This is a genomic window from Lactiplantibacillus paraplantarum, from assembly GCF_003641145.1.
Taxonomy (GTDB): Bacteria; Bacillota; Bacilli; order Lactobacillales; family Lactobacillaceae; genus Lactiplantibacillus; species Lactiplantibacillus paraplantarum.
Window position 1 is genome coordinate 509,172 of sequence record NZ_CP032744.1, and the last position, 24,637, is coordinate 533,808.

21 protein-coding genes and 1 tRNA gene are annotated in these 24,637 nt (G+C 45.6%); 21 read left to right on the plus strand and 1 reads right to left on the minus strand.

What is annotated here, in order from left to right:
* Window positions 1-210 precede the first annotated feature (210 nt).
* The 20 genes from LP667_RS02405 to accA all read left to right on the plus strand — a co-directional run bounded on the left by LP667_RS02405 (window position 211) and on the right by accA (window position 21,775).
* A complete protein-coding gene (locus tag LP667_RS02405) occupies window positions 211-2,865 on the plus strand; it encodes a cation-translocating P-type ATPase (protein ID WP_033609356.1) in 2,655 nt (884 codons plus the stop codon).
* Window positions 2,866-2,919: 54 nt separating this feature from the next.
* On the plus strand, window positions 2,920-3,354 hold the full coding sequence (locus LP667_RS02410; protein ID WP_021730987.1) for a hypothetical protein: 435 nt from the start codon (window positions 2,920-2,922) through the stop codon (window positions 3,352-3,354).
* Between the two features lie 279 nt (window positions 3,355-3,633).
* Complete coding sequence (locus LP667_RS02415) at window positions 3,634-5,805, plus strand: Tex family protein (protein ID WP_021730986.1); 2,172 nt, start codon at window positions 3,634-3,636, stop codon at window positions 5,803-5,805.
* Window positions 5,805-6,251: a SprT family protein gene (locus LP667_RS02420; RefSeq protein ID WP_021730985.1), complete on the plus strand. Its 447-nt coding sequence runs from the start codon at window positions 5,805-5,807 to the stop codon at window positions 6,249-6,251. Before LP667_RS02415 ends, LP667_RS02420 begins: the two co-directional genes overlap by 1 nt.
* Window positions 6,252-6,316: 65 nt before the next feature.
* Complete coding sequence (locus LP667_RS02425; protein ID WP_021730984.1) at window positions 6,317-7,603, plus strand: homoserine dehydrogenase; 1,287 nt, start codon at window positions 6,317-6,319, stop codon at window positions 7,601-7,603.
* Window positions 7,604-7,615: 12 nt separating this feature from the next.
* Window positions 7,616-8,491 carry a homoserine kinase gene (gene thrB / locus LP667_RS02430; RefSeq protein ID WP_056988358.1) on the plus strand — a complete coding sequence of 292 codons (876 nt, stop codon included), beginning with the start codon at window positions 7,616-7,618 and terminating at the stop codon, window positions 8,489-8,491.
* Between the two features lie 55 nt (window positions 8,492-8,546).
* Window positions 8,547-8,631: transfer RNA gene (locus tag LP667_RS02435), tRNA-Leu, on the plus strand.
* A gap of 230 nt (window positions 8,632-8,861) precedes the next feature.
* Window positions 8,862-9,713, plus strand: coding sequence for a C39 family peptidase (locus tag LP667_RS02440; RefSeq protein ID WP_033609412.1), 852 nt, complete (start codon window positions 8,862-8,864; stop codon window positions 9,711-9,713).
* A gap of 289 nt (window positions 9,714-10,002) precedes the next feature.
* Complete coding sequence (locus LP667_RS02445) at window positions 10,003-10,977, plus strand: mannose/fructose/sorbose PTS transporter subunit IIA (RefSeq protein ID WP_021731276.1); 975 nt, start codon at window positions 10,003-10,005, stop codon at window positions 10,975-10,977.
* Window positions 10,978-11,014: 37 nt separating this feature from the next.
* Entirely contained in the window at window positions 11,015-11,821 is an 807-nt protein-coding gene (locus tag LP667_RS02450; protein WP_021731275.1) for a PTS mannose/fructose/sorbose transporter subunit IIC, read from the plus strand.
* 17 nt (window positions 11,822-11,838) lie between these two features.
* Complete coding sequence (locus LP667_RS02455) at window positions 11,839-12,756, plus strand: PTS system mannose/fructose/sorbose family transporter subunit IID (RefSeq protein WP_021731274.1); 918 nt, start codon at window positions 11,839-11,841, stop codon at window positions 12,754-12,756.
* 222 nt (window positions 12,757-12,978) lie between these two features.
* Window positions 12,979-13,362 carry a DUF956 family protein gene (locus LP667_RS02460; protein ID WP_021731273.1) on the plus strand — a complete coding sequence of 128 codons (384 nt, stop codon included), beginning with the start codon at window positions 12,979-12,981 and terminating at the stop codon, window positions 13,360-13,362.
* Between the two features lie 131 nt (window positions 13,363-13,493).
* Window positions 13,494-16,346 (plus strand): sigma-54-dependent transcriptional regulator, encoded by a 2,853-nt coding sequence (locus LP667_RS02465; RefSeq protein WP_021731272.1) that lies wholly within the window; start codon window positions 13,494-13,496, stop codon window positions 16,344-16,346.
* 70 nt (window positions 16,347-16,416) lie between these two features.
* Window positions 16,417-16,836 carry a PTS sugar transporter subunit IIA gene (locus tag LP667_RS02470; RefSeq protein ID WP_021731271.1) on the plus strand — a complete coding sequence of 140 codons (420 nt, stop codon included), beginning with the start codon at window positions 16,417-16,419 and terminating at the stop codon, window positions 16,834-16,836.
* Window positions 16,833-17,351: a PTS sugar transporter subunit IIB gene (locus LP667_RS02475; RefSeq protein WP_021731270.1), complete on the plus strand. Its 519-nt coding sequence runs from the start codon at window positions 16,833-16,835 to the stop codon at window positions 17,349-17,351. Before LP667_RS02470 ends, LP667_RS02475 begins: the two co-directional genes overlap by 4 nt.
* Window positions 17,352-17,512: 161 nt before the next feature.
* Window positions 17,513-18,484: a ketoacyl-ACP synthase III gene (locus LP667_RS02480; RefSeq protein WP_021731269.1), complete on the plus strand. Its 972-nt coding sequence runs from the start codon at window positions 17,513-17,515 to the stop codon at window positions 18,482-18,484.
* 10 nt (window positions 18,485-18,494) lie between these two features.
* A complete protein-coding gene (locus LP667_RS02485; RefSeq protein ID WP_021731268.1) occupies window positions 18,495-18,884 on the plus strand; it encodes an acetyl-CoA carboxylase biotin carboxyl carrier protein in 390 nt (129 codons plus the stop codon).
* A 2-nt stretch (window positions 18,885-18,886) separates the two neighbouring features.
* The gene (locus LP667_RS02490; protein ID WP_021731267.1) at window positions 18,887-20,209 is read left to right on the plus strand and encodes an acetyl-CoA carboxylase biotin carboxylase subunit; all 1,323 of its coding nucleotides are present in this window, start codon (window positions 18,887-18,889) and stop codon (window positions 20,207-20,209) included.
* Complete coding sequence (locus tag LP667_RS02495) at window positions 20,206-21,009, plus strand: acetyl-CoA carboxylase carboxyltransferase subunit beta (RefSeq protein ID WP_021731266.1); 804 nt, start codon at window positions 20,206-20,208, stop codon at window positions 21,007-21,009. The genes LP667_RS02490 and LP667_RS02495 overlap by 4 nt, the downstream gene beginning before the upstream one ends.
* On the plus strand, window positions 21,002-21,775 hold the full coding sequence (gene accA / locus LP667_RS02500) for a carboxyltransferase subunit alpha (protein WP_021731265.1): 774 nt from the start codon (window positions 21,002-21,004) through the stop codon (window positions 21,773-21,775). The genes LP667_RS02495 and accA overlap by 8 nt, the downstream gene beginning before the upstream one ends.
* Before the next feature lie 67 nt (window positions 21,776-21,842).
* On the opposite strand, the gene LP667_RS02505 is transcribed toward accA, so the two are convergent.
* Window positions 21,843-23,051 (minus strand): LCP family glycopolymer transferase, encoded by a 1,209-nt coding sequence (locus LP667_RS02505; protein WP_021731264.1) that lies wholly within the window; start codon window positions 23,049-23,051, stop codon window positions 21,843-21,845.
* A 306-nt stretch (window positions 23,052-23,357) separates the two neighbouring features.
* On the opposite strand from LP667_RS02505, the gene LP667_RS02510 reads away from it, so the two are divergent.
* Entirely contained in the window at window positions 23,358-24,320 is a 963-nt protein-coding gene (locus tag LP667_RS02510; RefSeq protein WP_021731263.1) for an AEC family transporter, read from the plus strand.
* The last annotated feature ends 317 nt before the right edge of the window (window positions 24,321-24,637 follow it).

Here is a 24,637-nt window from a genome sequence, read left to right on the forward strand (position 1 = left end):
ATGGAATCTGGTATTCTTACGTTACAATCATAAGGGAGTAACTAGCAGAAATATTCTGCGGCAATATCGTCAGCAAGAAGCCAATCCGGTATTGTCTTAAATAGTGAGACTTATGTATGTTCACACAATTTTGCGTGCATACATGAGTCTCATTTTCTATCTGGAGAACAGTTAGGGAGTGAGGCTCGGATGCCAGAAAAGGAGCTTACGATGAGTACAAAACCAAAGTACCAACAAGCGTTACCCGCGATTTATGAGGAATTAGGAACTGATGAACATGGCTTGCAACAAACTGATGCAGCCCAGCGGCTAGAACAATATGGTCCGAATGCGCTAAATCAGCAGAAGACGACCTCATTGCTACAAAAATTCATTGCACAGTTCAAGGATTTCATGATTATTGTCTTACTGGTGGCCGCCTTGATTGCCGCCTTTACTGGGGAAGCCGTTGATGCCGTTATCATCTTATTGGTGGTCGTGCTAAATGCGATTTTTGGGGTCTTCCAAGAATCGAAGGCGGAAGAAGCCATCAACGCGTTGAAGGAAATGTCGGCGCCGGACGCGACCGTTTTACGAGATGGTCAGCTGCAAACGGTCAAGAGTGACGCGTTGGTTCCCGGGGATGTTGTGTCACTAGAGGCTGGGGATATCGTTCCCGCAGATTTACGATTAATTGAGAGTGCGTCATTAAAGGTTGAAGAATCGGCGCTGACGGGTGAATCTGTCCCAGTTGAGAAGCAGGCGGAGATGATTGCCGATGGGGAATTACCAATCGGGGACCGGCTGAACATGGCTTACATGAATAGTAACGTGACGTATGGTCGGGCCACCGGGATCGTAGTGGCGACCGGAATGCAGACTGAAGTTGGTCGAATCGCTGGTATGATTGAAGCGGCCGATGAGACGACCACGCCACTGCAAGCGAACTTGACACAGTTAGGTAAGTCGCTAACAATTTTAATCTTAGTGATTGCTGCCGTGGTATTTGGTATCGGGATGTTACGTGGTCAAGAGAGCCTGATCAACATGCTATTGACGGCAATTTCGTTAGCCGTGGCCGCAATTCCAGAAGGTTTGCCGGCAATCGTCACGATTACGCTAGCGTTAGGAACTCAGCGGATGGCCAAACGCCACGCGCTAGTGCGGAAATTACCCGCGGTTGAGACGCTGGGAAGTACCGATATTATTGCTTCCGATAAGACCGGGACGTTGACGCAAAATAAGATGACCGTTGAAAAGCTGGTCGTTAACCAGGAACTCGTGGATGCACGCGCCACTGAATTGCCACTGGATAGCCATTTAGCCCAAGTGATGATTTTAAGTAATGATACGAAGATCATGACGGATGGGTTAGCAGGTGACCCAACGGAAACGGCGTTGATTCAATATAATTTGGATCAAGGTTACCCAGTTGATCAGTTATTGGCAGACCGCCCCCGAGTGACGGAAGTGCCATTCGATTCAGAACGGAAATTGATGTCAACGGTGCATCCTTTGGAAGACGGCCGCTTCTTAGTAGCCGTTAAGGGAGCGCCCGATGAATTACTCAAACGGGTCACTCAGATTGAAAGTAATGGTGACGTCCAACCGTTAACGAAGACTAGTCGTGATCAGATTTTAAGTGTCAATCATGAGTTGGCAACGCAAGCTTTACGAGTTTTGGCGTTTGCTTACAAGATTATTACTACGGTTCCGACAACCGTCAATACGGAGACGTTAGAAAACGACCTGGTCTTTGCCGGGATGGTCGGCATGATTGATCCGGAACGGCCAGAAGTTGAACAAGCCGTTGTGGAAGCTAAGTCAGCTGGTATTCGACCGCTGATGATCACGGGTGACCACCGGGATACTGCCGAAGCGATTGCCGTACGTCTTGGAATTATCGATGCGGGTGAAGACGATGCTGTGATTACCGGTGCCGAATTAGATGCGATGAGTGATGCAGAATTCGGCAAAAAGGTCGGCGATTACTCAGTCTATGCCCGGGTGGCGCCTGAACACAAAGTTCGAATCGTGAACGCATGGCAAAAGCGTGGTAAGGTCGTTGCTATGACTGGTGATGGGGTCAATGATGCGCCAGCTCTGAAAGCCGCTGATATTGGGATCGGGATGGGTATCACGGGAACGGAAGTATCTAAGGGCGCTAGCGATATGGTTCTAGCCGATGACAACTTCGCCACGATCGTGGTTGCTGTCGAAGAAGGCCGGAAAGTGTTCGCCAATATTCAAAAGGCGATTCAGTACCTCTTATCAGCGAACTTAGGGGAAGTCTTGACGTTGTTCGTGATGACAATGCTCGGTTGGCAGATTTTAGCGCCAGTGCATATCTTATGGATCAACTTAGTGACTGACACCTTACCAGCGATTGCGCTAGGGGTCGAACCGACTGAAAAGAATATCATGCAACATAAACCGCGTGGTCGTAATTCGAACTTCTTCTCAGGTGGGGTCTTCAGTAGCATTATTTACCAAGGGTTACTGGAAGGTGGCATTACGCTGCTAGTGTACTGGTTAGCTTTGACGTATCCAGTTCACGCAACGGCTTCACTAGCCCATGCGGATGCGTTAACAATGGCCTTCGCAACCCTTGGCTTGATTCAGTTGTTCCATGCGTTTAACTCGAAATCAATTCATGAGTCGTTATTCACAGTTGGCCTGTTCCGCAACAAATTCTTCAACTGGGCGATTCTAATTGCGTTTGTGATGCTCGCGATGACGATCGTTGTTCCAGGTCTGAACGGCTTATTCCACGTGAGTCACTTGGATGCTTACCAATGGGGCATCGTGGCCTTAGCTTCCTTATCGATGGTCGTGATTGTTGAAATTGTTAAGTTCTTCCAACGTCGGCACATGCGGCGCGCATAACCTCGTTATTAGGGGTAAAATAAGACTAACTAATTTAAAGAAAAGAGTTCTCACATGAAAAAAGCAACGGTTCAAACGTATATGCCGGTACTATCTAAAGTCATCGAAAGTACTGAAAAGATGGGGGAAGAATTGAACCCATCGTTTGAAAAATTGCGTCAGGCGATTGATAATGACGCGGTTGCGCAAATGGTTCCGGCCGAATTCAATGATATTCAGATGGAATTCAGCGATGGTACTGACCAGTATCAACAAAATTTAGCGCAGTTGAAAAAAGTCTCGGTACCTGCCCGGCTAATGGGACGACATCGTAATTTGTTGGCAGCTTACGAGGCTTATACGAATGCCTGTGCTGCAATGACGGCCAGCATGAATATCGATGATCAAACGATTGACGTCGCTGCTTTTAATCAAGCTGAGACTGATCAAGAAACTGAAATGGGTCGCATTTCAAATAATGTGCAACGAATTATGACGACTGTGATGTAAGACGCTGGCTAAGCTTGATTGTCCTGGATCACTAATGAAGCGCTCGGTAACGTTTACGCGTTACGGGGCGCTTTATTGTCAGGTGCGAATTGCCGATTGCTAAGATTTGGTCGTAAGCTAGTTGTTGTAACTGAGTTATCAGTGGATCGAACCGGCGCTGGCGATGCTACTAGGTTAAGTTGGCGCGGTCAGTGTAATTTTTCAATAGTGGTTCAACACGGAAACTAGGTTAAAACGCGTATAATGTAATGTAACGAGATTAAAAGATTGGGTGAAATAATGGATAATCAGATTTTAACGTTAGTTGATCAAGCCCTGACGAAGTTTAAACCGCAACAGATTAAAGCGGTGCTTGGACTCATGGACGAAGGTAACACGGTGCCGTTTATCGCACGGTATCGAAAGGAACGTACCGGTAACTTAGATGAAGTTGAAATTCGCGAAATCAAAGATAACTATGATCGGCTTGCGAGTCTAGAGAGTCGTAAGGCGGATGTGATGAAGTTGATTGCTGAACAGGACCACTTGACGCCGGCTTTAAAGCAAGCCATTGAACAAGCTGAGAAGTTACAAGACGTTGAAGACTTATATTTGCCGTACAAACAAAAGCGGCGGACGAAGGCAACGATTGCTAAGGACGCTGGCTTGGAACCGTTGGCGGCCTGGCTATTGCGTTTTCCAGCAAGTGGTATTCAGGAACACGCAACTCAATTTATTAATGAAGAACAGGACATCACTAACACGGACGCGGCATTAGCTGGCGCACATGAAATCTTGGCCGAGGCTTTTGGTGATAATGCTGGTTTACGGAATTGGGTCCGGAATTATACTCGCGACCGGGGCTTACTAGTCGCAAAAGTTAAACCCAAGGGTAAAGTAGCCGATGAACAAGGTGTTTATCAACAATATTATGATTTTAATAGTCCCATCAAGCAGATGGTGCCGTACCGGGTACTGGCCATCAACCGTGGGGAAACCGAAAAAGTATTGAAAGTCAGCATTGATGTTGATCGTGCGGGAATTGACCGGTATTGTCATTTTCGCTTTATTGGTCAACACCACGGCCCGGCGGTTGAACTAGTAGAAGCCGCTTATCAGGATGCCTACAAACGCTTTATTGGCCCAGCTATCGAACGCGAACTTCGCAACGAGTTGAGTGCGGCTGCCAATGAACAGGCCATCAGAGTCTTTGGCGATAATTTGTACCACTTGTTGATGCAGGCGCCATTAAAGGGCCGCGTGGTCTTAGGGTTTGACCCTGCTTACCGGACGGGGTGTAAATTAGCCGTGATGGACGCGAATGGTAAGTTCTTAGATAAGCTTGTGATTTATCCACACAAACCAGCCTCAACCGCCAAACGGGAAGCTGCTGCGGGTGAGTTTAAAGCCTTTTTGGAGAAGTATCATGTTGAAATGATTGCGATTGGTAACGGGACGGCTTCCCGGGAGTCTGAGGAGTTTGTGGCACAGGTGTTGAAGACGATGAGTCGGCCAGTGTATTATGTCATCGTGAACGAAGCTGGGGCTTCCGTGTACTCTGCTAGTGCTAAGGCGCGCGCTGAATTTCCTGAGCTACACGTTGAACAACGTAGTGCGATCAGCATCGGCCGGCGACTACAAGACCCACTGGCAGAATTGATCAAAATCGATCCGAAGTCAGTCGGAGTCGGGCAATATCAACACGATGTTCCTCAAAAAGAACTGACGACGCAGCTGGATACGGTGATTGAGACCGCGGTTAACCAAGTTGGGGTCAATTTGAATACCGCTAGTTCGGAGCTATTGACGCATATTTCGGGGCTATCCAGCACGATTGCCCAAAATGTGATTACTTATCGGGATGAAAATGGCGAGTTCACGAGCCGACCACAATTGAAAAAAGTGCCGCGGTTGGGACCGAAAGCTTATGAACAAGCGGTCGGCTTCCTGCGAATCATTGACGGCAAGAATGTTTTTGATAACACGGATATTCATCCAGAAAGTTATCCCGCAGCCAAAGCGTTATTGGCAGCGGCTGGATTAAAGACGGCGGACGTTGGGACGACTAAAGCCCAACAGTTGAATCAATTAGATTTAGCGCAACTTGCGACCAGCACCGGTGTCGGTGAACTGACCTTAAAGGATATTATTAGTAGTTTGCAAAAGCCCGGGCGTGATGTTCGTGATACGATGCCCGCACCGTTACTCCGGCAAGACGTTTTAAAGATGAGTGATCTAAAACCAGGAATGCAGCTGCAAGGAACCGTACGCAACGTGGTCGACTTTGGGGCGTTTGTGGATATTGGCGTCAAGCAAGACGGCCTCGTGCACGTCTCCAAACTAACGGATAAATTCTTGAAAGATCCGCGTCAGGCGGTGGCCGTTGGCGACATCGTGACGGTGTGGGTCGAAGAAGTTGATGAACAGCGGCAGCGCATCGCCTTAACGATGATTGCACCGGCTGAAGCATAATGACTGATTTAGAGTTACAGCAGCTCGTTGCGACCATTTCCATGCGTGATTTTCACCGTCCATTCCAGCACCGCGCTTATTTTAATGCCCGGTTACGAACGACGGGTGGTCGTTATCAGTTGGCCTCGCATGATATTGATATCAATCCGAAGATGCTGACTGATTTTGATGAGGCCACCTTGATTGGCGTCATCAAGCATGAATTGTGTCATTATCATTTACATTTGACTAAGCGGGGTTATCGACATCGTGATGTGGAATTTAAACGGTTACTCGCTCAGGTGGGCGGTTCGCGCTATGCCCCGGCACCTAAGCACCCGGCGACTTCAGCTTACCGGTATATATACGAATGCCAACAGTGTGGGCAGCGTTATTATCGCAAGCGGCGAATGGATACGCAGCGCTATTCTTGTGGCCGCTGCCGGGGACCAATTAAGTTAGTCTGAAAAGGTTTGCTAAAGTGGGACGCTTCCGATAGAATTAGCTTAACTATTGATATGGAGGGATTAAGATGGAAACGATTAAAATTGGTGTGGTCGGACTAGGCACAGTCGGGACCGGCGTTGTTAAAATGCTTCAAGCGCATCAGGAAAAGATTTCAGAAATTACCGGTCGTAAGTTGGAACTAGCCTGCGTAGTTGTCCACAACTTGAAAAAGCACGAACAAGTTGATTTGGGGGACGTTCAGATGACCGACCAAATCGCGACCCTGCTTGATGATCCGTCCATTCAAATTATGGTCGAAGTGATGGGGTCGATTCATCCGGCGAAGGAATATATTACGCAAGCCTTGAAAGCTGGCAAACACGTGGTGACGGCCAATAAGGACTTGATTGCGCAATATGGCCGGGAGTTGGTTCAGATTGCGCGTGAAAATCATCGCGACCTGTTCTATGAAGCGAGTGTTGCTGGTGGGATTCCAATCTTACGGACGATTGATAATAGTTTCGCTGCTGACCGGATTCAACGGGTCATGGGAATCGTCAACGGGACCACTAATTACATCATGACGCAGATGCTGACTAAGCATTGGTCGTATGACCAGGCCTTGAGTTCAGCACAAGACTTGGGGTTTGCCGAAAGTGATCCCACTAATGATGTCGAAGGTCTTGATGCGGCGTTCAAGATGATTATCTTAACGCAGTTTGCCTTTGGGATGAGTCTGTCCCTCGACCACGTTCAAGTGCAGGGAATTACAAAAATCAGCCCAGAGGATATCGCGGAAGCTCACCAGCTTGGGTATACGATTAAATTACTCGGGATTGCGGAAGAAATTGATGATCGCATTGCGGTATCGGTGGGTCCCGTGCTCGTCTCTGATCAACACCCACTTGCTACGGTGCAAAATGAAAATAATGCCGTGATGGTGACTGGAACGGCTGTGGGGAACACGATGTTTTACGGTCCCGGCGCTGGGGAACTCCCAACTGCTAACAGTGTGCTGAGTGATATTACAACGGTTGCAAAAAATATTGCGCTGAATACGACTGGCAATACGTTTAACTCTTATCGCCAGGAGACAGTCTTAGCAACACCTGAAGATGTCGTGTATCCTCACTTTATTGCCTTGAGGATGCGGGATGTCCCAGGGATGATGATGAAATTGACAGCAATTATGACGCGCGCAGAAGTTTCGTTCAGCCGGATTATTCAAAACCAATTAGGTGACGGCAACGCGCGTGTTGTGATCATTACCCATGCTATGAATGATCAACAGTTAGCCGACATCACTCGTGAAATCGGTGAGCAAGAGAATATGCAACTATTAGCGAGTTATAAAGTTTTGAAGAATGCGTAGGTGAGGTAAGTCATGCTAACAATCTCAGTTCCCGCAACTTCCGCCAACCTTGGCCCTGGATTTGACTCAATCGGTCTAGCACTAGATATGCAATTGACGTTACAAGTCTTACAACCTAGTGACCATTGGCAGATTGACCATCCCTTTGGGGCGGATGTGCCGACGGATGAACGCAATTTAATTATTAAAACGGCGTTACATTTGGTACCAGATTTACATCCACAGCATCTACAGATGGCTTCTAAAATTCCATTGGCGCGCGGATTGGGTAGTAGCTCGACGGCCATCGTAGCCGGCTTAGTGCTGGCTAACGAATTGACCGGCGCACCGCGCTCTTCTGCTGAGCTACTGGAAGTTGCTACTCAATTGGAGGGGCACCCAGATAATGTGGCACCGGCTTTGTTAGGTGGTTTGGTCGTGGCGACGTACACTGACGAACGCGTCCGCGCGGTGAAGTTACCGCTACCGACGCTTTTTGCAAGTGTCTACGTACCGAACGAGCCATTATTAACGGTGGCTAGCCGCCAAGCGTTGCCAACTGAATTGACGTATCACCAAGCCATTACTGGCAGTAGTGTGGCTAATACGTTAGTAGCCGCTTTAGCGACTCAAAATTGGGACGTGGCGTTACCGCTGTTGGAACAGGACCAGTTCCATGAACAGTATCGGGCTAAGTTAGTGCCAGCACTACAAACGGTTAGAGACCATGCCCACGCCCTGGGATTAACGGGGACTTATTTGAGTGGTGCTGGGCCGACGGTGATTACGTTGGGTGATTACGGTCAACTCGCTACGTTGCAAGCACAATTAGGCCAAGATACAACACTCAACGGCCAATTATTCCTATTGCCAATGGATGCAACTGGGGTAAAAGTACAAAAATCTTAAAATAAGCTTGTCAGACTCGCAAAATTTTGTTATGATGTTTTTTGTGAGTTGTGATGCGGCCATGGCGGAATTGGCAGACGCGCAAGATTAAGGATCTTGTCGGGGTTAACCCGGTGGAAGTTCGAATCTTCTTGGCCGCACTAACGAATGTAAGAATCGATCCGATAGGCCTAAGCCTTGATGGATCGATTCTTTTTTTGCTATGGTAAATTCGACTGACTATATTATTCCAGACTTGCTTTTTTGCAACTACTTCAACTATGTTCACCAAATTTGCCGGACCTTATTGTTTAATCTCACGATTACCAGCATTATAATGAAAACGGTTAATCGACTGATTACGATATTAAGAGAAGGTGAGGATCAATCATTGATTAGAATGAGTAGATGGTGGGGTATCTTAGTGGGCGGATTGCTTGTTAGTGGGTTGGTTTACCCCGCACAAGCGGCCGTAACGACTTATCCGATTACAGGAATTCAGGTGGTGCAGCCACGGGTCTATCAGACGAATAGTCAGAACGGTGTCGGTTACCATTTAACCGTCGTGCGTCATCAGCGTGCCCAATTGCGTGTTAATTTACATTTAAAGTATCACCAGCATACACAGTGGACGCGTACTGAGCAGGCTGATATTTATCGCAACGTGCGTCGTCAGCGCTTTTACTACGTGCATAATGGTCGTCAGCAGAGTGGCTGGATAGCCGCTAGTCAGCTAAGACCAGCCAATACGGCGTCGGTTCAGCTGAGGGTGCCACTGATTGACCAGCTACCGGAGTTACCAACGGGATGTGAGATGACAGCGACCACCATGATGTTACAGTATGCCGGTGTTAACATTAGTAAGGAACAGTTTGCCAGCCAAGTGCCTCGCAGTTCGAATCCTAATACTGGTTTTGTTGGTAATCCTGCTTCGGCTGATGGTATTGGGCTTTACATCTACCCCCAAGGCTTGTTACCAACGATCCGCCACTATTTGCCATCTGCTGAAGATTTCAGTGGAGTGAGTCTGCAACGACTTAAAGTGCAGCTCGCTAAAGGCCATCCGGTAGTTGCTTGGGTTCAGGGACTAGATGGCTTTGCGAGTCATACGGTGACGCTTACCGGGTATACAGCAACGACTGTTAGCTACAATGATCCCTGGCATGGTCAACACAGTCGAATGGATAATCAAGCGTTTGAAGCAATGTGGCAATTGAATGGCCGGCGGGCACTAAGTTATTAAGAATTTAATACCATAGTTAACATTAGTTACTGTTTCATAATTTTGTTTTAAAAATACGCTATTTGACACACAAAACAATTATTTTAATACTGTATTACTTTAGTGTATCAATCTTAGGCCTGAAATAAGGGCTTTCATCGTTAGTGTATTTTGGCACGGAATTTGCATGTATATTAGTGAGTGCGAAAAAGATTGCGCTTACAGTATCAAAAACATAAATAGTTACAGGCAATTTAGATATTATTTATTCGTTTTATATGACTGTAACGAAAAAATAGGAGGTACAAAGATGGTAAGCATTATCATTGCTAGTCACGGCGAATTCGCTAAAGGCATCTATCAATCTGGATCAATGATTTTCGGCGAACAAGAAAACGTTCAAGCCGTTACGTTGATGCCTAGCGAAGGCCCTGACGACATCAAGGCTAAGTTGGAAAAAGCCATTGCTTCATTCGACGATCAAGAGCAAGTCTTATTCTTAGTCGACCTTTGGGGCGGGACACCATTCAATCAAGTTAACGGCTTGTTTGAAGCACACAAGGACAAATGGGCAATCGTTGCCGGTTTGAACTTGCCAATGTTAATTGAAGCGTATGCTTCACGGCTTTCAATGGATTCGGCACACGAAATTGCCACTCATATCATTGAAACTGCTAAGGATGGCGTGAAGGTTCGTCCTGAAGCATTAGCACCTAAGGAAGAAAAGGTTGCTGCCGCTGCCACGACTAACAATAACGCTGGTCGTCCAGGGACGTTGGAATATGGTTTAGCGCGGATCGACTCACGACTCTTGCATGGGCAAGTTGCCACTGCTTGGAGTAAGACGGTTAACCCAACCCGGATCATCGTTGTTTCCGATAGTGTTGCTAAGGATGATTTACGTTCGAACATGATTAAGCAAGCTGCACCAGCAGGTGTACATGCGCATGTTATTCCAATTGATCAAATGATTAAGATTGCTAAAGATGACAAGCACTTTGGCGGTCAAAAGGCCCTTGTCTTATTTGAAACCCCACAAGATGCATTACGTGCAATTGAAGGTGGCGTGCCAATCAAGACTTTGAACATTGGTTCAATGGCGCACTCAGTTGGTAAAGTTCAACCAAACAAAGTTTTAGCTTTTGATCAAGATGATATTGATACTTACAAGAAGTTGGAACAAGACGGCGTCGAATTTGATGTTCGGAAAGTTCCTTCAGATAGTAAGGATAATATGGATAATATCCTGAAAAAAGCTCAAAACATGTTGAATGAACAAAAGTAGTATAGATAACTATCAGAAGAAAATGGAGGATTAAATCATGAATTTGAATGCAATTCAAATGATTTTAGTCGTACTCGTAGCATTTTTAGCTGGTATGGAAGGTATTTTGGATGAATTCCATTTCCATCAACCAGTTGTTGCATGTGCGCTGATCGGATTAGTTACTGGTCAATTAGTACCATGTATTATTTTAGGTGGTAGCCTACAAATGATCGCGTTAGGTTGGTCAAACGTTGGTGCCGCCGTTGCTCCTGATGCCGCTTTAGCTGCCATTGCATCCGCAATTATCTTAGTTTTAGGTGGCCAAGGTCGTGCCGGGGTTTCTTCAGCCATTGCAATTGCCGTTCCTTTGGCCGTTGCTGGGTTACTTTTAACCATTCTTGCACGTACGATTGCAACTATTATTGTTCATATCATGGACCGTGCTGCCGAAGAAGGTAGTTTCGGTAAACTTGAATTCTGGCACATTGTTGCCATTTGTATGCAAGGGTTGCGGATTGCCATTCCAGCTGCTTTGATCTTAGCCGTTGGTGCTGGCCCTGTTAAGACGATGTTGAATGCTATGCCTGCATGGTTAACTGATGGTTTATCAATCGGTGGTGGTATGGTTGTTGCCGTTGGTTACGCAATGGTTATCAACATGATGGCTTCCCGCGAAATGTGGCCATTCTTCGCTTTAGGTTTCGTGTTAGCTGCTGTTAGTGAAATTACACTTATCGGACTTGGTGCAATTGGTGTTGCCATGGCTCTTATTTACTTGAACCTTTCTAAGATGGGCGGTTCTGGTAATGGCGGTGGTTCTAACACTGGTGATCCTGTCGGCGATATTATCGATAAATACTAACGAAGGAGGGCAAGAAAATGGCTGATAATAAAGTACAAATTACTAAAAGTGATCGTATTAAGGTTTGGATGCGTTCTAACTTCCTTCAAGGTTCATGGAACTACGAACGTATGCAAAATGGTGGCTGGGCATTTACTTTAATCCCAGTCCTTAAAAAGTTATACACAACTAAAGAAGACCGTGCTGCTGCATTGAAGCGTCACTTGGAATTCTTTAACACTCATCCATACGTTGCATCACCAATCATTGGTGTTACGATGGCCTTGGAAGAAGAACGTGCCAATGGGGCCCCAATTGATGATGTTACGATTCAAGGGGTTAAAGTTGGTATGATGGGGCCTTTGGCTGGTGTTGGTGATCCAGTGTTCTGGTTCACGTTGAAGCCAATTATTGGTGCCTTAGCCGCTTCCCTTGCTTTGGGTGGTAGCATCATGGGTCCAATCCTATACTTCGTTGTTTGGAACGTAATTCGTTTAGGATTTATGTGGTATACACAAGAATTCGGTTACAAAGCCGGTTCTAAGATTACTGAAGACTTATCTGGTGGTATCTTACAAGACATCACTAAGGGTGCTTCGATTTTAGGTATGTTCATCTTGCCTGCTTTGATCGAACGGTGGGTTGTTGTTGACTTTAGCCCGGTTAAGGTTTCAACGATCAAACAAAGTGCCGGTGCTTATATTGATTGGGACAAGTTACCAAAGGGTGCCGCTGGTATCAAGGAAGCCTTGACCCAACAAGCTGCTGGTCGTTCACTCGACAAGTACAAAGTTACGACTTTACAAGATAACTTAAATCAATTAATTCCTGGTTTAGCTGCCTTGTTAATCACCTTCTTGTCAATGTGGTTATTAAAGAAGAAAGTTTCACCAATCATCATCATCTTCGGCCTCTTCGCCTTTGGTGTTATCATGCATGTTCTTGGTGTAATGTAAACTGCAATTAATAATTATTGAAGTCTTCAATCTGAACTTTGATGTTTTTAGCGAAGCTCATTGATAAATTTAGATGGACTCTTCGGAGTTCATCTATTTTTATACTTAGATTTCTAAAAGTGGTTTACTGATTGTAAGGCAATCAATTCTAATTTTGCTTAATATGAAAAGACACTTTATAATTGAGGCTAGACTAACCGGAATAGAAATGGAGTAATTCGAATGGTTCAATCGCTAAACACAAAAGTTGATTTGGTAATCAAAGGTAATTCACACTTGGGATTGACTGATTATGGTCAAATTATGGTTGGAGATAAAGGATTTGAATTTTACGACGATCGTAATGTCCGTAATTATATTCAGATTCCCTGGGCAGAAGTAGATACAGTTGTGGTATCAGTAATGTTCAAAGGGCGTTGGATTCCGCGTTACGCGTTGAAGACTAAGAAAAATGGCATGTATGCTTTCTCATCTAAGGATCCTAAGCGAGTGTTACGTGCAATTAGAAAATATGTGAAACCGGATAAGATTGTTCGTTCATTAACATTTTTCCAAGTATTAAAACGAGCATTTAAAGGAAAAAATCAGGATAATTATTTAAAATGAGATCAAAAGGGCTACCAATTTGGTAGCTTTTTTGTTTACATAGCGGGAAAATACGTAGTGTATCAATACACTATGTGGTAGTATTAAGAATAATTAGGATTATGACGCATAACAGAACGGGAGTGGCGAAGTTGACCAGAAAATCTAAGATTTGTGAATACGTCCGTCAACATAGTGATCGACACGGGCTGACGACAGAAATGGTAGCGACCGCTTTAATGATAGCGCGTTCAAATGTTAGCAAGGAACTAAATGCGCTGGTTCGGGAAGGCCAATTACACAAACTGATGGGACGGCCTGTCCACTATGTACCAGCCGATGATATTACATCGACACCGGTGACCAGCACTAGTGACATAGCGAATGCAACGTTGCCAAAGCGAATGACGACTATGGCTGCGACGACAACGGCGCCTAAACCGGCTGCTAATGATATTTTTGCAAACATGATTGGTTCGCATGAAAGCCTTGCTAATCAGGTAGAACAGGCAAAAGCAGCTATCCTTTATCCACCACGGGGGCTGAATACGCTGATCATCGGGCCAACTGGTTCTGGCAAAACTTACTTTGCAAACGCCATGTATCGTTTCGCTGAGACGCAACAAGTGTTGACGGATCCGCAAGGCCTGATCACTTTTAACTGTGCGGACTATGCGCATAACCCAGAATTGCTGATGTCGCATTTATTTGGTTACGTTAAAGGTTCCTTTACTGGTGCCAATGAAGACAAGGACGGTTTAATTCAAGAAGCTGACGGCGGCATGTTGTTCTTAGATGAAGTGCATCGCTTACCACCTGAAGGCCAAGAAATGATTTTTTACTTCATGGATCATGGGACATACTCGCGGCTAGGAGAGACGGCCAAGAGTCACCATGCTAATGTTCGACTCGTCTGTGCCACGACGGAAGATCCAGAAAGTACGTTATTGCAGACGTTCGTTCGGCGGATTCCGATTACGATTCAGTTACCGGCATTTAATCATCGCTCAGCTAAAGAACGTCTGGAATTATTGAAGGCGTTACTGTCACTAGAAGCTAACCGGATTAATAAACAGATTCGGTTAACCGAGGACGTGGTTCAGGCTTTGCTTGGTTCAGTCACATTTGGGAACGTTGGCCAATTAAAATCAAATATTCAGCTGGTATGTGCTCAAGGTTTTGTCAATAGTATTGAAAATGATAGTGAAATTACGATTACGATGGATGATTTACCACAAAACATTCGTAGTGGGCTCATGACGGTTGCTTCCAATCGCCATGAGTTAGGCGCAATTTCTGAGTTGTTGGATCCAGTACTTATTGTGAAGCCGAATGATGGACCAACACCACTTCGTAATAAGAATGATAATTATGAATTACCATATAATTTATATGAGATCATCGGTGATAAAGCTTCGCTGTTACGACGAGAAGGCCTTGATAAAGAACACATTAATCGGTTTATTACGACCGATATTAACTTACATTTAAAATCATTTTACAAACAAAATCAGTTAGCGGTTTCGCCAGAAAACAAGTTGGCCGAAATCGTTGATCAGGACGTCATCGATTTTACCAAAACGGCCCAGATGACGATTCAAGATATGCTGGGATATAATTTCAAAGATAATTTTATTTATGCCGTGAGTTTACACGTCAGTTCCTTTATCAAGCGGATTCAGGCAGGCAAACCCATGCGACAGATGAGTTCAGATATGTTAGCCATGGTGCGTGAATATCCAGCTGAAATCAAAGCAGCTGAAACGCTCAAACAAGGATTGGAAGAGCGCTATCACTTGCCGATTCCCAAGTCTGAAGTGTATTACCTAGCAATTTTATTGATTTCGCTAAAGTCGATGCAACTTAATGGTAAAGTTGGCGTGCTTGTGGCGGCACATGGAATGAGCACAGCCTCTTCAATGGCGCAGGTCGTGGGTCAATTATTGGACGATTATGATATTCAGGCTTTTGATATGCCACTTGATATGGATCCCAGTGTTGCCTATGATCATGTGAAACAACGGGTTGAAAAGCTTGATTCTGGCAAAGGAATTTTATTATTAGTTGATATGGGATCGTTGACGACCTTTGGTGACCGTATCCAACAAGAGACTGGCATTGCAACGCGGACGATTGATATGGTGACGACTCCAGTCGTTTTAGAAGCAGTTCGTAAAGCAAGTCTGGTAGATAGTGATTTAGATTCAATGTATCAGGAACTCGTTGGTTTTAAGGGTTATTCCCGGATCTCACGTAATCTACCAACGGATAATCAGCGCGCAACGGTTAAGCCCGCGCTGGCTACAGATAAGACCACCCAGCGAGCCATTATTGCGATTTGCGCGACCGGTGTTGGGACGGCGGAACGTATTAAGACTATTCTGGATAGTTTATTAGCACAAAACTTTATTGAGGGCATCACAGTCTTTCCAATCTCGGTAGTCGAAATGAAGACACGGTTGCAGCAGATCAGCCAAAGTTATCAGATTATTGCAGCAACTGGAATTACGAAACCTGACTTAGATGTGCCATTTATCTCGTTAGAAGAATTACTTCAAGGTGGCGGCGAAAAGTTCATTGATCAATTAGCTACGGGGATCGACTCACCCCAGACTATGGCAGAAGAGAGTCAGCAACTGACCCCAGAACTTTGCGAACGTTATCTAGGTGATTACTTTACGTTCCTAAATCCGAAGAAGTTGACGGGGGTTTTGTGGCAATATAGTGAAGTGATCGCGACACATTTAGATGGTGCAATGACGAACGCCTTTCGCATTGATTTGATTATGCACTTAGCGGGCGCGTTAGAGCGAACTGCCATTAAAGATGAGATTTCAGCACCGGCCGAAGAGATGCCTGATATTATGGCATCCAAGTGGTACCCAGTTGTCCAACAAGCAAATCAGCAGTTGACAAATCAACTACAGTTAACCTTCTCAGATGCCGAAAACTATTATATTGTGCAGTTGTTGGAAACCCATCAAGCTAAGGTTATGGTGCATTGATACACTAACTTGGCATGCTTCTTGCATGTATTTTATTGGGTGCGTTTAATAGACTGAGGAGGGAAAGTAGATGTTAGCATTTGTCGTTGTCAGTCATGGGAGTTTTGCGCAAGGTGTCGTAGATTCATCCTATATGATTTTTGGCAAACAAGATAAGGTTCAGACTGTCACATTCCAGTTAGACGAAGAACCGAATGATTTAACGAATAAGCTGGCAGCCGCGGTTGCTCATTTTGATGCGGATGACCAAGTTTTGTTTTTAGTTGACCTGTGGGGCGGTTCACCGTTTAATGCAGCTAGTCGCATCGTTGCCGAGCATACGGATCGCATGGGACTGATTACAGGATTGAACTTGCCAATGTTGATTGAGGCTTATACTGTTCGTGACAAGCCGATTGATGAAGTTATTGCTCATCTTGAAGAGACCGGTAAGATTGGAATCAAACATCTAACGTTATTGCAAGATGATGGAGAAGATGACCCGCTATGACGATGGAGATTCGATTAGCCCGCATCGATAGCCGGTTACTTCACGGACAAGTTGCAACGGTATGGACGAAGAGTGTTAGCCCTAACCGCATTCTGGTCGTCTCAGATGAAGTTGCACAGGATGCGCTTCGTAAAATCTTGATTGTTCAAGCAGCGCCACCGGGTGTCAGAGCTAACGTCATCACAGTTGATAAAATGATTGAAATTTATCAGGACCCGTTATTTGATGGCGTTAAACCGCTAATCTTAACGGATACACCGCAGAATATGGCCCGTTTAGTTGCTGGTGGGCTTGATTTTAGTCAAACGGGTGTTGATATCGGCAGTTTAGCCTTTTCAACGGGAATGGTCATGGTCACAAATGCCATTGCAATCGGCCAAGATGAAGCGCGAGCACTGTACGCGTTACAAGCGGCGGGACTAAAAGTATTTGCTCAGAAAGTTCCCACTGATAAGCAAGTCGATGTGATGCCATTGTTGGCTAAGAATGGTTTTATGGCACCAGATAAGCATTAACAGAGTTACTAGGAGCAGTGGTGTTAGTTGCAGGCACCACTGTTCTTTCGGTATGGCTAGGTTTCTAAGGATTTACCAAAAATCCGACTGGAAACTTTGACCAGCATGCTTTTATTGATAGAATTAAACTAATTGAAACGGAAAGTAGCGGGGGTCTAAAAATGCCAACTTATACAAAATTAACCGCCATGGGACAATACGTTCCGGCACGAATTGTCGATAATGATGAATTAGCGGCCATTATGGATACTAGCGATGACTGGATTCAAGCACATACCGGGATTAAGACACGGCATTATGCGATGAATGATGAAAATACATCCGATTTGGCAACGCAGGTCGCGCAACAGCTACTACAAAAAAGTGGCTTAGACACGCGTACCATTGATTTGATTTTGGTGACAACGATTACGCCCGACGCGTTGACGCCCGCCACGGCTTGTTTAGTGCAAGCGAATATTGGTGCCGATAATGCATTTGCATTCGATCTTAGTGCGGCCTGTGCGGGCTTTACGTTTGGATTGGCAACGGCTGACAAGTTTATTCGCAGCGGTCAATATCAAAATGTGATGGTAATCAGTGCGGAAGTTAATTCTAAAATGATGGATTTTCAAGACCGAACAGCAGCTGTTTTCTTTGGTGATGGTGCTGGTGGGGCGCTATTACAGGCCACGACCGATCCGGATGAAAATAGTATTATTGCTGAAAAGTTGCAGTCGCAAGGCAATGCGACGGTCATCCACTCTGGACGGGTTCGGCCGATTACTGAAGTGGCCGCAACGAACTATCCGCAAACGGACGCATTTTATCAAGCTGGTCGCGATGTTTTTCAGTTTGCCACGACGGTCGTTCCAGAGCAAATGCGCGGTATCATTAAGAACGCACAGTTGGCGCCGACTGATTTACAATATGTGATCTGTCATCAAGCTAATTTGCGAATTATCGAAAAAATTGCGGCTAACTTAACATTACCAATGACGAAGTTTCCCCATAATGTTGATTACTATGGTAATACCTCTTCGGCTGGGGTAGCGATGGCGTTGGCCAGTGTCTTTGAATCGTTAACGGGACCAGTGTTGTTAACGGCGTTCGGTGGTGGACTGGCGTACGGTTCAGTCGTGATCAAGAAGTAGGGGTGTGAAGATGGAATTAAAAGATTTGGATCGATTAGTTGAGAAATACGCGCGGCAAGGATATCAGCACATTCGCGTTAAAGCGGGCGATTTAGAGATTGAAGTTACTAAACCCACGCCTAGTTCAGCTACTCCTACAGCACCTGCTAGCGTTGCTGAACCAGTGGCGGATGAGGTCGTTACCCTGCCTAGTCCGATGGTCGGGGTGGTTCACTTAGCGCCAGATTTAAAGGTCGGCCAAGCACTGACTGCTGGCCAAGAACTTGGTCAGATTGAGAGTATGAAGTTGTTCAATCCGTTGGTCAGCCCGGCTGATGGGACGTTAACGGCCGTACTAGTTGCCGATAACGCCACTGTTGAGTACGAGCAACCGTTATTTACAATGCGAAAGGATCGGTAGCTATGTTTCGCAAGCTGTTAATCGCGAATCGCGGCGAAATCGCCGTACGGATTATTAAGGCCTGTCAACAATTGGATATTCGAACTGTTGCCGTTTGTTCGACGGCTGACCGGCACGCGGGTTACACGCAATTGGCGGACGAAGTGGTTTGTATTGGACCAGCTGCTGCTAGTGGATCGTATTTGAATGCCGAAGCAATTCTCATGGCTGCAATTAATACGCACGCCGATGCGATTCATCCGGGGTATGGCTTCTTAGCTGAAAATGCTGATTTTGCTGCCATGTGTGCGGAGTGTGGTATCACATGGATTGGCCCGCAAACTGAGCAAATCAAGTTGATGGGCGATAAAGCACGTGCCAAGGTCTTTGCGCGTCAACAAGACGTTCCGGTCTTGGCAGGCCAGTCGTTGCAAGGATTAGCATGGCCTGAAATCAAACGGGCGGCTGCTAAGATTGGTTTCCCGCTGGTCTTAAAAGCAAGTTATGGTGGTGGCGGTAAAGGGATTCGAGTGCTTACCAATGTCCATGACCTCCATCAGCAGTTGCGGGCAGCGCGCCAGGAAGCCGCGGCATCCTTCTTAAATGATGACATGTACTTAGAACAGTTCTTGACGACTGCGCGCCACATTGAGGTCCAAGTACTTGGGACGGGTCGCAAATTGTTTATTCTTGGTGATCGGGACTGTAGCTTACAATTGCACAAACAAAAGGTGCTTGAAGAAAGTCCGGCTAGTATTTTGACCGTGACACAGCGTCGGACCTTGTATGATTTGTCACGGCAATTATTGGCGGGCACGCAGTATCAGAGCTTAGGTACGATCGAATACTTATTTGCGGATGGACAATTCTATTTCATGGAAATGAATACTCGTTTGCAAGTCGAACATGGGGTTACTGAATTAACAACTGGTATTGATATTGTGGCTGAACAAATCAAGCAGGCGGCTGGCGTCACGATTGATTTTCCAGAACATGTAGGCTTGAAGCCGAAATGTACAGCAATTGAAGCTCGCTTAACGGCGAGTTTACCAGTGAAGCGAACCATCATTGAGACGTTGAATTGGCCGACTAATGTCCGTATTGATACGGATTATCATCAAGGGGACCGCTTAGTCACCATGTATGATGGCCTGATTGCGAAATTAATGGTCACAGGAACTGACCGGCAACAAGCGGTACGTCACTTACAACGTGCGCTGAATCAAGTGACGTTGACCGGACCGACCACCAACTTGAACTTTCTGCGGCAAACGGTGGCTCGGCCGGCCTATGTTGATGACCGCTATACGATTCACAGCTTAGCGAGTTGGGAGGCATCCGAATGAGTCATTATCCAAATTCAGGTACTTGGCGTGCCTGTCCTCAATGCGGCCGGCACGTTCATCAGCGTCAATGGGGCACTTATCAGCAATGTCCTTATTGTCATTACTGGCAACGATTGACCGTCACCCAGCGACTGCAACAGCTCGTTGATACGGCGACGTTTCAGTCTTTTGAAACGACTGAACGACCGGTTAATCAGTTAGGGTTCCCTGGTTACACGGAAAAAATTCAGCGAGTCCAACGGCAGACGGGGTTAAGCGAAGCCGTCGTCTGTGGAACGGCGACAATTGTGCAACAACCGTGTGTCTTAGCAGTGATGGATAGTCATTTTATGATGGGAACTTTAAATACGGTGGTGACCCGTCGCTTACTGCATGCTAGTGAGCAAGCGCGGGTCCGGCATTTGCCGTTGGTGATTGTCACGGCTTCGGGAGGCGCTCGCATGCAGGAGGGGGTATACGCCTTAGTTGGTATGAACTTGTTCTTAGCTGAGCTGGCTCGGTTAGCCACTGCGCAGTTACCGTTAATTACGGTGCTAACTGATCCAACGATGGGCGGTGTTTCGGCCAGTTTTGCATTTCGAGGGGACCTAATCGTTGCTGAAGCGGGTGCTAAGATTGGTTTTGCGGGTGCCCGGGTGATTCAGCAGACGTTACCCGTCAAGTTGCCGGCAGATTTTCAAACGGCTGAACAATTGTTGGCAAACGGTATGGTAGATGCGGTCATTGAACGGCCACAATTGCGCGCCTATTTAGGTCGGGCGCTATCGAATTATGGAATTGGGGGCCAAGTACATGGATAAACGGTTACAGCGATTACGGGCGGCTGATCGGCTTAGCGCGCCGACCGTTATTCAGGCGCTATTGCCAACTATGACTCAGCAGCGTGGCGATCGATTGTTGGGGCAAGATTTAGCCTTGACGGCGGGCTTTGGTCGAACCGCTACCGGTCATCAATTGGCCGTTTTAGGTGTTGATCGGGGTATCGATATTGCGAGTCGCCGACAAAAAAACGGTGGTGCGTTGACGGTTCCAGGTTATCGGACCGCATTGCGAGTAGTGGCCCATGCGGCTAAGTTTGGCTGGCCGGTCGTCAGTTTGATTAATATGCCAGGGGCCGATGCTAGTCCTCAATCGGAACGCTACGGTCAAAGTCAGGCAATTGCTGATTTAATTGCGGCGATGGGCCAGCTCCCCGTACCGAACATAGTTGTCTTTCTCGGTGAAGGGCATAGTGGTGGTGCGCTGGCGTTCGCTAATGCTAATCGCATCATTATGTTAGATGATGCGCTCTTCAATGTTGCCTCACCAGAAGCGGTCACAGCTATTTTACACGGCCAACAAACAATTAGTGAGGCAATTGACCTATTGCCAATGACGGCTACGGCTTTGTATGAGCGGGGACTAGTTGATCAAGTGATTGATCATCAGGATCAGCGACTAGTTGCAACCATCAACCAGATGATTGAGACGCAATTAGCTACATTGGCATCATCGCCAGCATCAGTGTTGATTGGACAACGGGAAGCAAAGTTTCAGCACTTTTTACAGTCCTGGCCACTTAATTAGGTTAACCATATTAAAAAGGCCGCTTCAGAATCGTTAAAATTCTGAAGCGGCCTTTCTAATATGGTTTTTAATACTGATTAGTTGTGGTTTGATCTTGTGTTGTTGTATCTTGAGTAGTGCTGGTTCCATAAGTGGTTGTGTCCTGAGACGTACTAGTATCATAGGTCGTTGTGTCACTAGTTGTCGAGGTGCTCGATGAGCTTGAACTTGAGCTCGAATTACTAGTAGTGACAGATGCTGTCTCAGCAAAGAGCGACTCAGTTATATTACTGTTGGAGAGCCCCAATGCCTTACGAATCCGTTTTGAATTCTTGTAACGTTCCGACGACGAGGCCACTTGGTAAGATAAACCATCGATTGTCGCGTCAGTTCCTTGAACAGTGTATGATTTCGCATGGTGTGACGCATTCTTGTACTTCGTATCGAGTGCGACCATATCGTTCCATGTTAGGTCGGTCCGCATATTCTTAGCGAGTTTTTTCGTTATCTTTTCTATATTGGCAATTGAACCAAGTGAGTTAGATTGACTAACCATCGCCATGATGACTTGACGCTGACGTTTTTGACGGCCGTAGTCACCTTGTGGATCGTCGTAACGCATCCGCGAGTAGTCTAGCGCTGCCGCACCGTTAAGCTTGATCTTAACGCCCTTCTTAACGTTGGCATTACCATATTTGAAGGTCAGTTTCGGTGTGACGGTCACGCCACCCATTGCATTAATAATTTGCTTTAGTCCGCCCATATTCAGTAGAACGTAAAAATCGATAGGGACGTCGAGCAACTTTTCGACTGACTTAACGGCACCACTAGCGCCACCAATGGTATAGGCAGCATTGATTTTCTGTGATTGGCCATCAATCAAGACTTGCGTATCGCGAGGAATACTAGTTAGCGTCATGCTTTCCTTTTTAGGGTTAATCGTCGCAACGATCATGGTATCAGTTCGTGCCGAGAAATCTTTACCACGACCAAGGGCACCAGTATCAGTCCCCAGTAATAGAATCGAGAACGGTTTCCCTTTCTTAATGACGGCGTCAACATTACGGAGTTTGGCGGAACCAGTTGATTGGTAAGTCGTATTCATGGTGTCCTTAGCGGCATTCCAGGTCTTGTAACCCCACCAGCCACCACTGATGATCAGTAGGGCAACGACGATTAGTAAAGTAATTAACCAAGGACGTTTTTTGTGTGGTTTCAAATGTGGATTACGCTGTTGTTGTTCACGGTAGCGGCGTTGGCGTGGTCCCATTTCATTATCATTGTTATTTTCTGACATATTCGTTCCTCATCACTTTAAATTTTTCCCTCAATAGCCATTTTATGACGTTTGGCAAATCATTAGTTCTTAAAACTGGTAATTTAAAAAGATTTTAATAAACAAAAATACCACATCTGCGATTACACAATTATAGAACACTATAATTAATATTGTGACCGGCGTCAAACGTTTTCAACTACAAAATACGCTACAAGCCATCTCTAAACAGTGGTATACTTGAATAATTCTCATTGAATTATTATTTTACATAGATTGATTGTAACATTCAATGATGAGTAATTATTTGAGAGAGGAAGACTGAGCGTGCAAATTTTAGAGACATTCGTGCAGAGTATTCAAGGTGTCATGACGATTATCGTGATGATTGCGGTCGGGTACTTATTAGCACGCTGGGGTTGGTTTAATGAAGGTGCGACTAAGTTGATCGCCCGCTTAGTCACTCAAATTGCGTTGCCAGCATACATGATTGCGACGATTACGAAGCAGTTTACGGCACATAAATTATTATCAACGTTGCCGGGACTCCGGTTTCCGGTTCTGAATATGGCGATCTTGTTTGGAATCTCATTCGGTGTGATGCGGGCCTTAAATATTAAAAAAAGTCATCGGGGACTTTTTGCATCGATGTTTTTAAACTCCAATACGGTTTTTATCGGCTTACCCGTCAATCAAGCGTTATTCGGCAACAGTGCCTTACCGTATGTTCTGGTCTATTACATGGCGAATACGACTATTTTTTGGACACTAGGTGTTTATTTGATCCAACGAGATGGTACTGGGACCGCCAAGTTTGATTTGAAGCAGACGCTAACTAAAATATTTTCACCACCGTTACTGGGCTTTATGATTGGTGTCTTATTAGTGCTAGGTAATATCCACGTTCCTAACTTTTTAATGGATGATTTCTCGTACATCGGTGGATTAACCATTCCACTTTCAATGATTTTTATTGGAATTTCGATGGCTAATGCGGGGTTAAGCAGTATGCGTTTTGACCGTGATAGTTTAGGAATCTTACTGGGGCGGTTTATTCTAGCCCCCGTGCTGATGACGCTTATGCTTATTCCAATGTCGATCCCATTAGAAATGAAACAAGTTTTTATCCTACAGTCAGCGATGCCAGTTATGACTAATGCACCGGTCGTCTCTAAGCTATATGGTGCGGATGCCGATTATGCGGCGGTTATGGTGACTGAGACCACTTTGTTGAGCCTGATTGTCATTCCGATTTTGATGGTGATTGTGCAATCCAACTTTATTCGTTGATTAACATGATGATGTTTGAAGAAGAAAGTAGCTAGATGTTCACCATTGGCGGTGATTATCCAGCCGCTTTTTTGTTAGTTGTCATTAGTGGATCGCGACTATTAACAGGGTTAGTCCCCTTTAATTAATATGTATCGTCATTGAAACGTGCCAGTTGTCGCGGTCGGCAGCCAGCTATGGTCCCTTTAAAAAATGCAATTTAGCGTAGGTTTGTTCGATTGATGCATACGTTGTTCTCCTGATGTTACGGTTGATTTTTTTTAAGCGTGTTCAGGTCAGACTGGAAATTACGCTAAGATAACAATTGGAAATTTGTC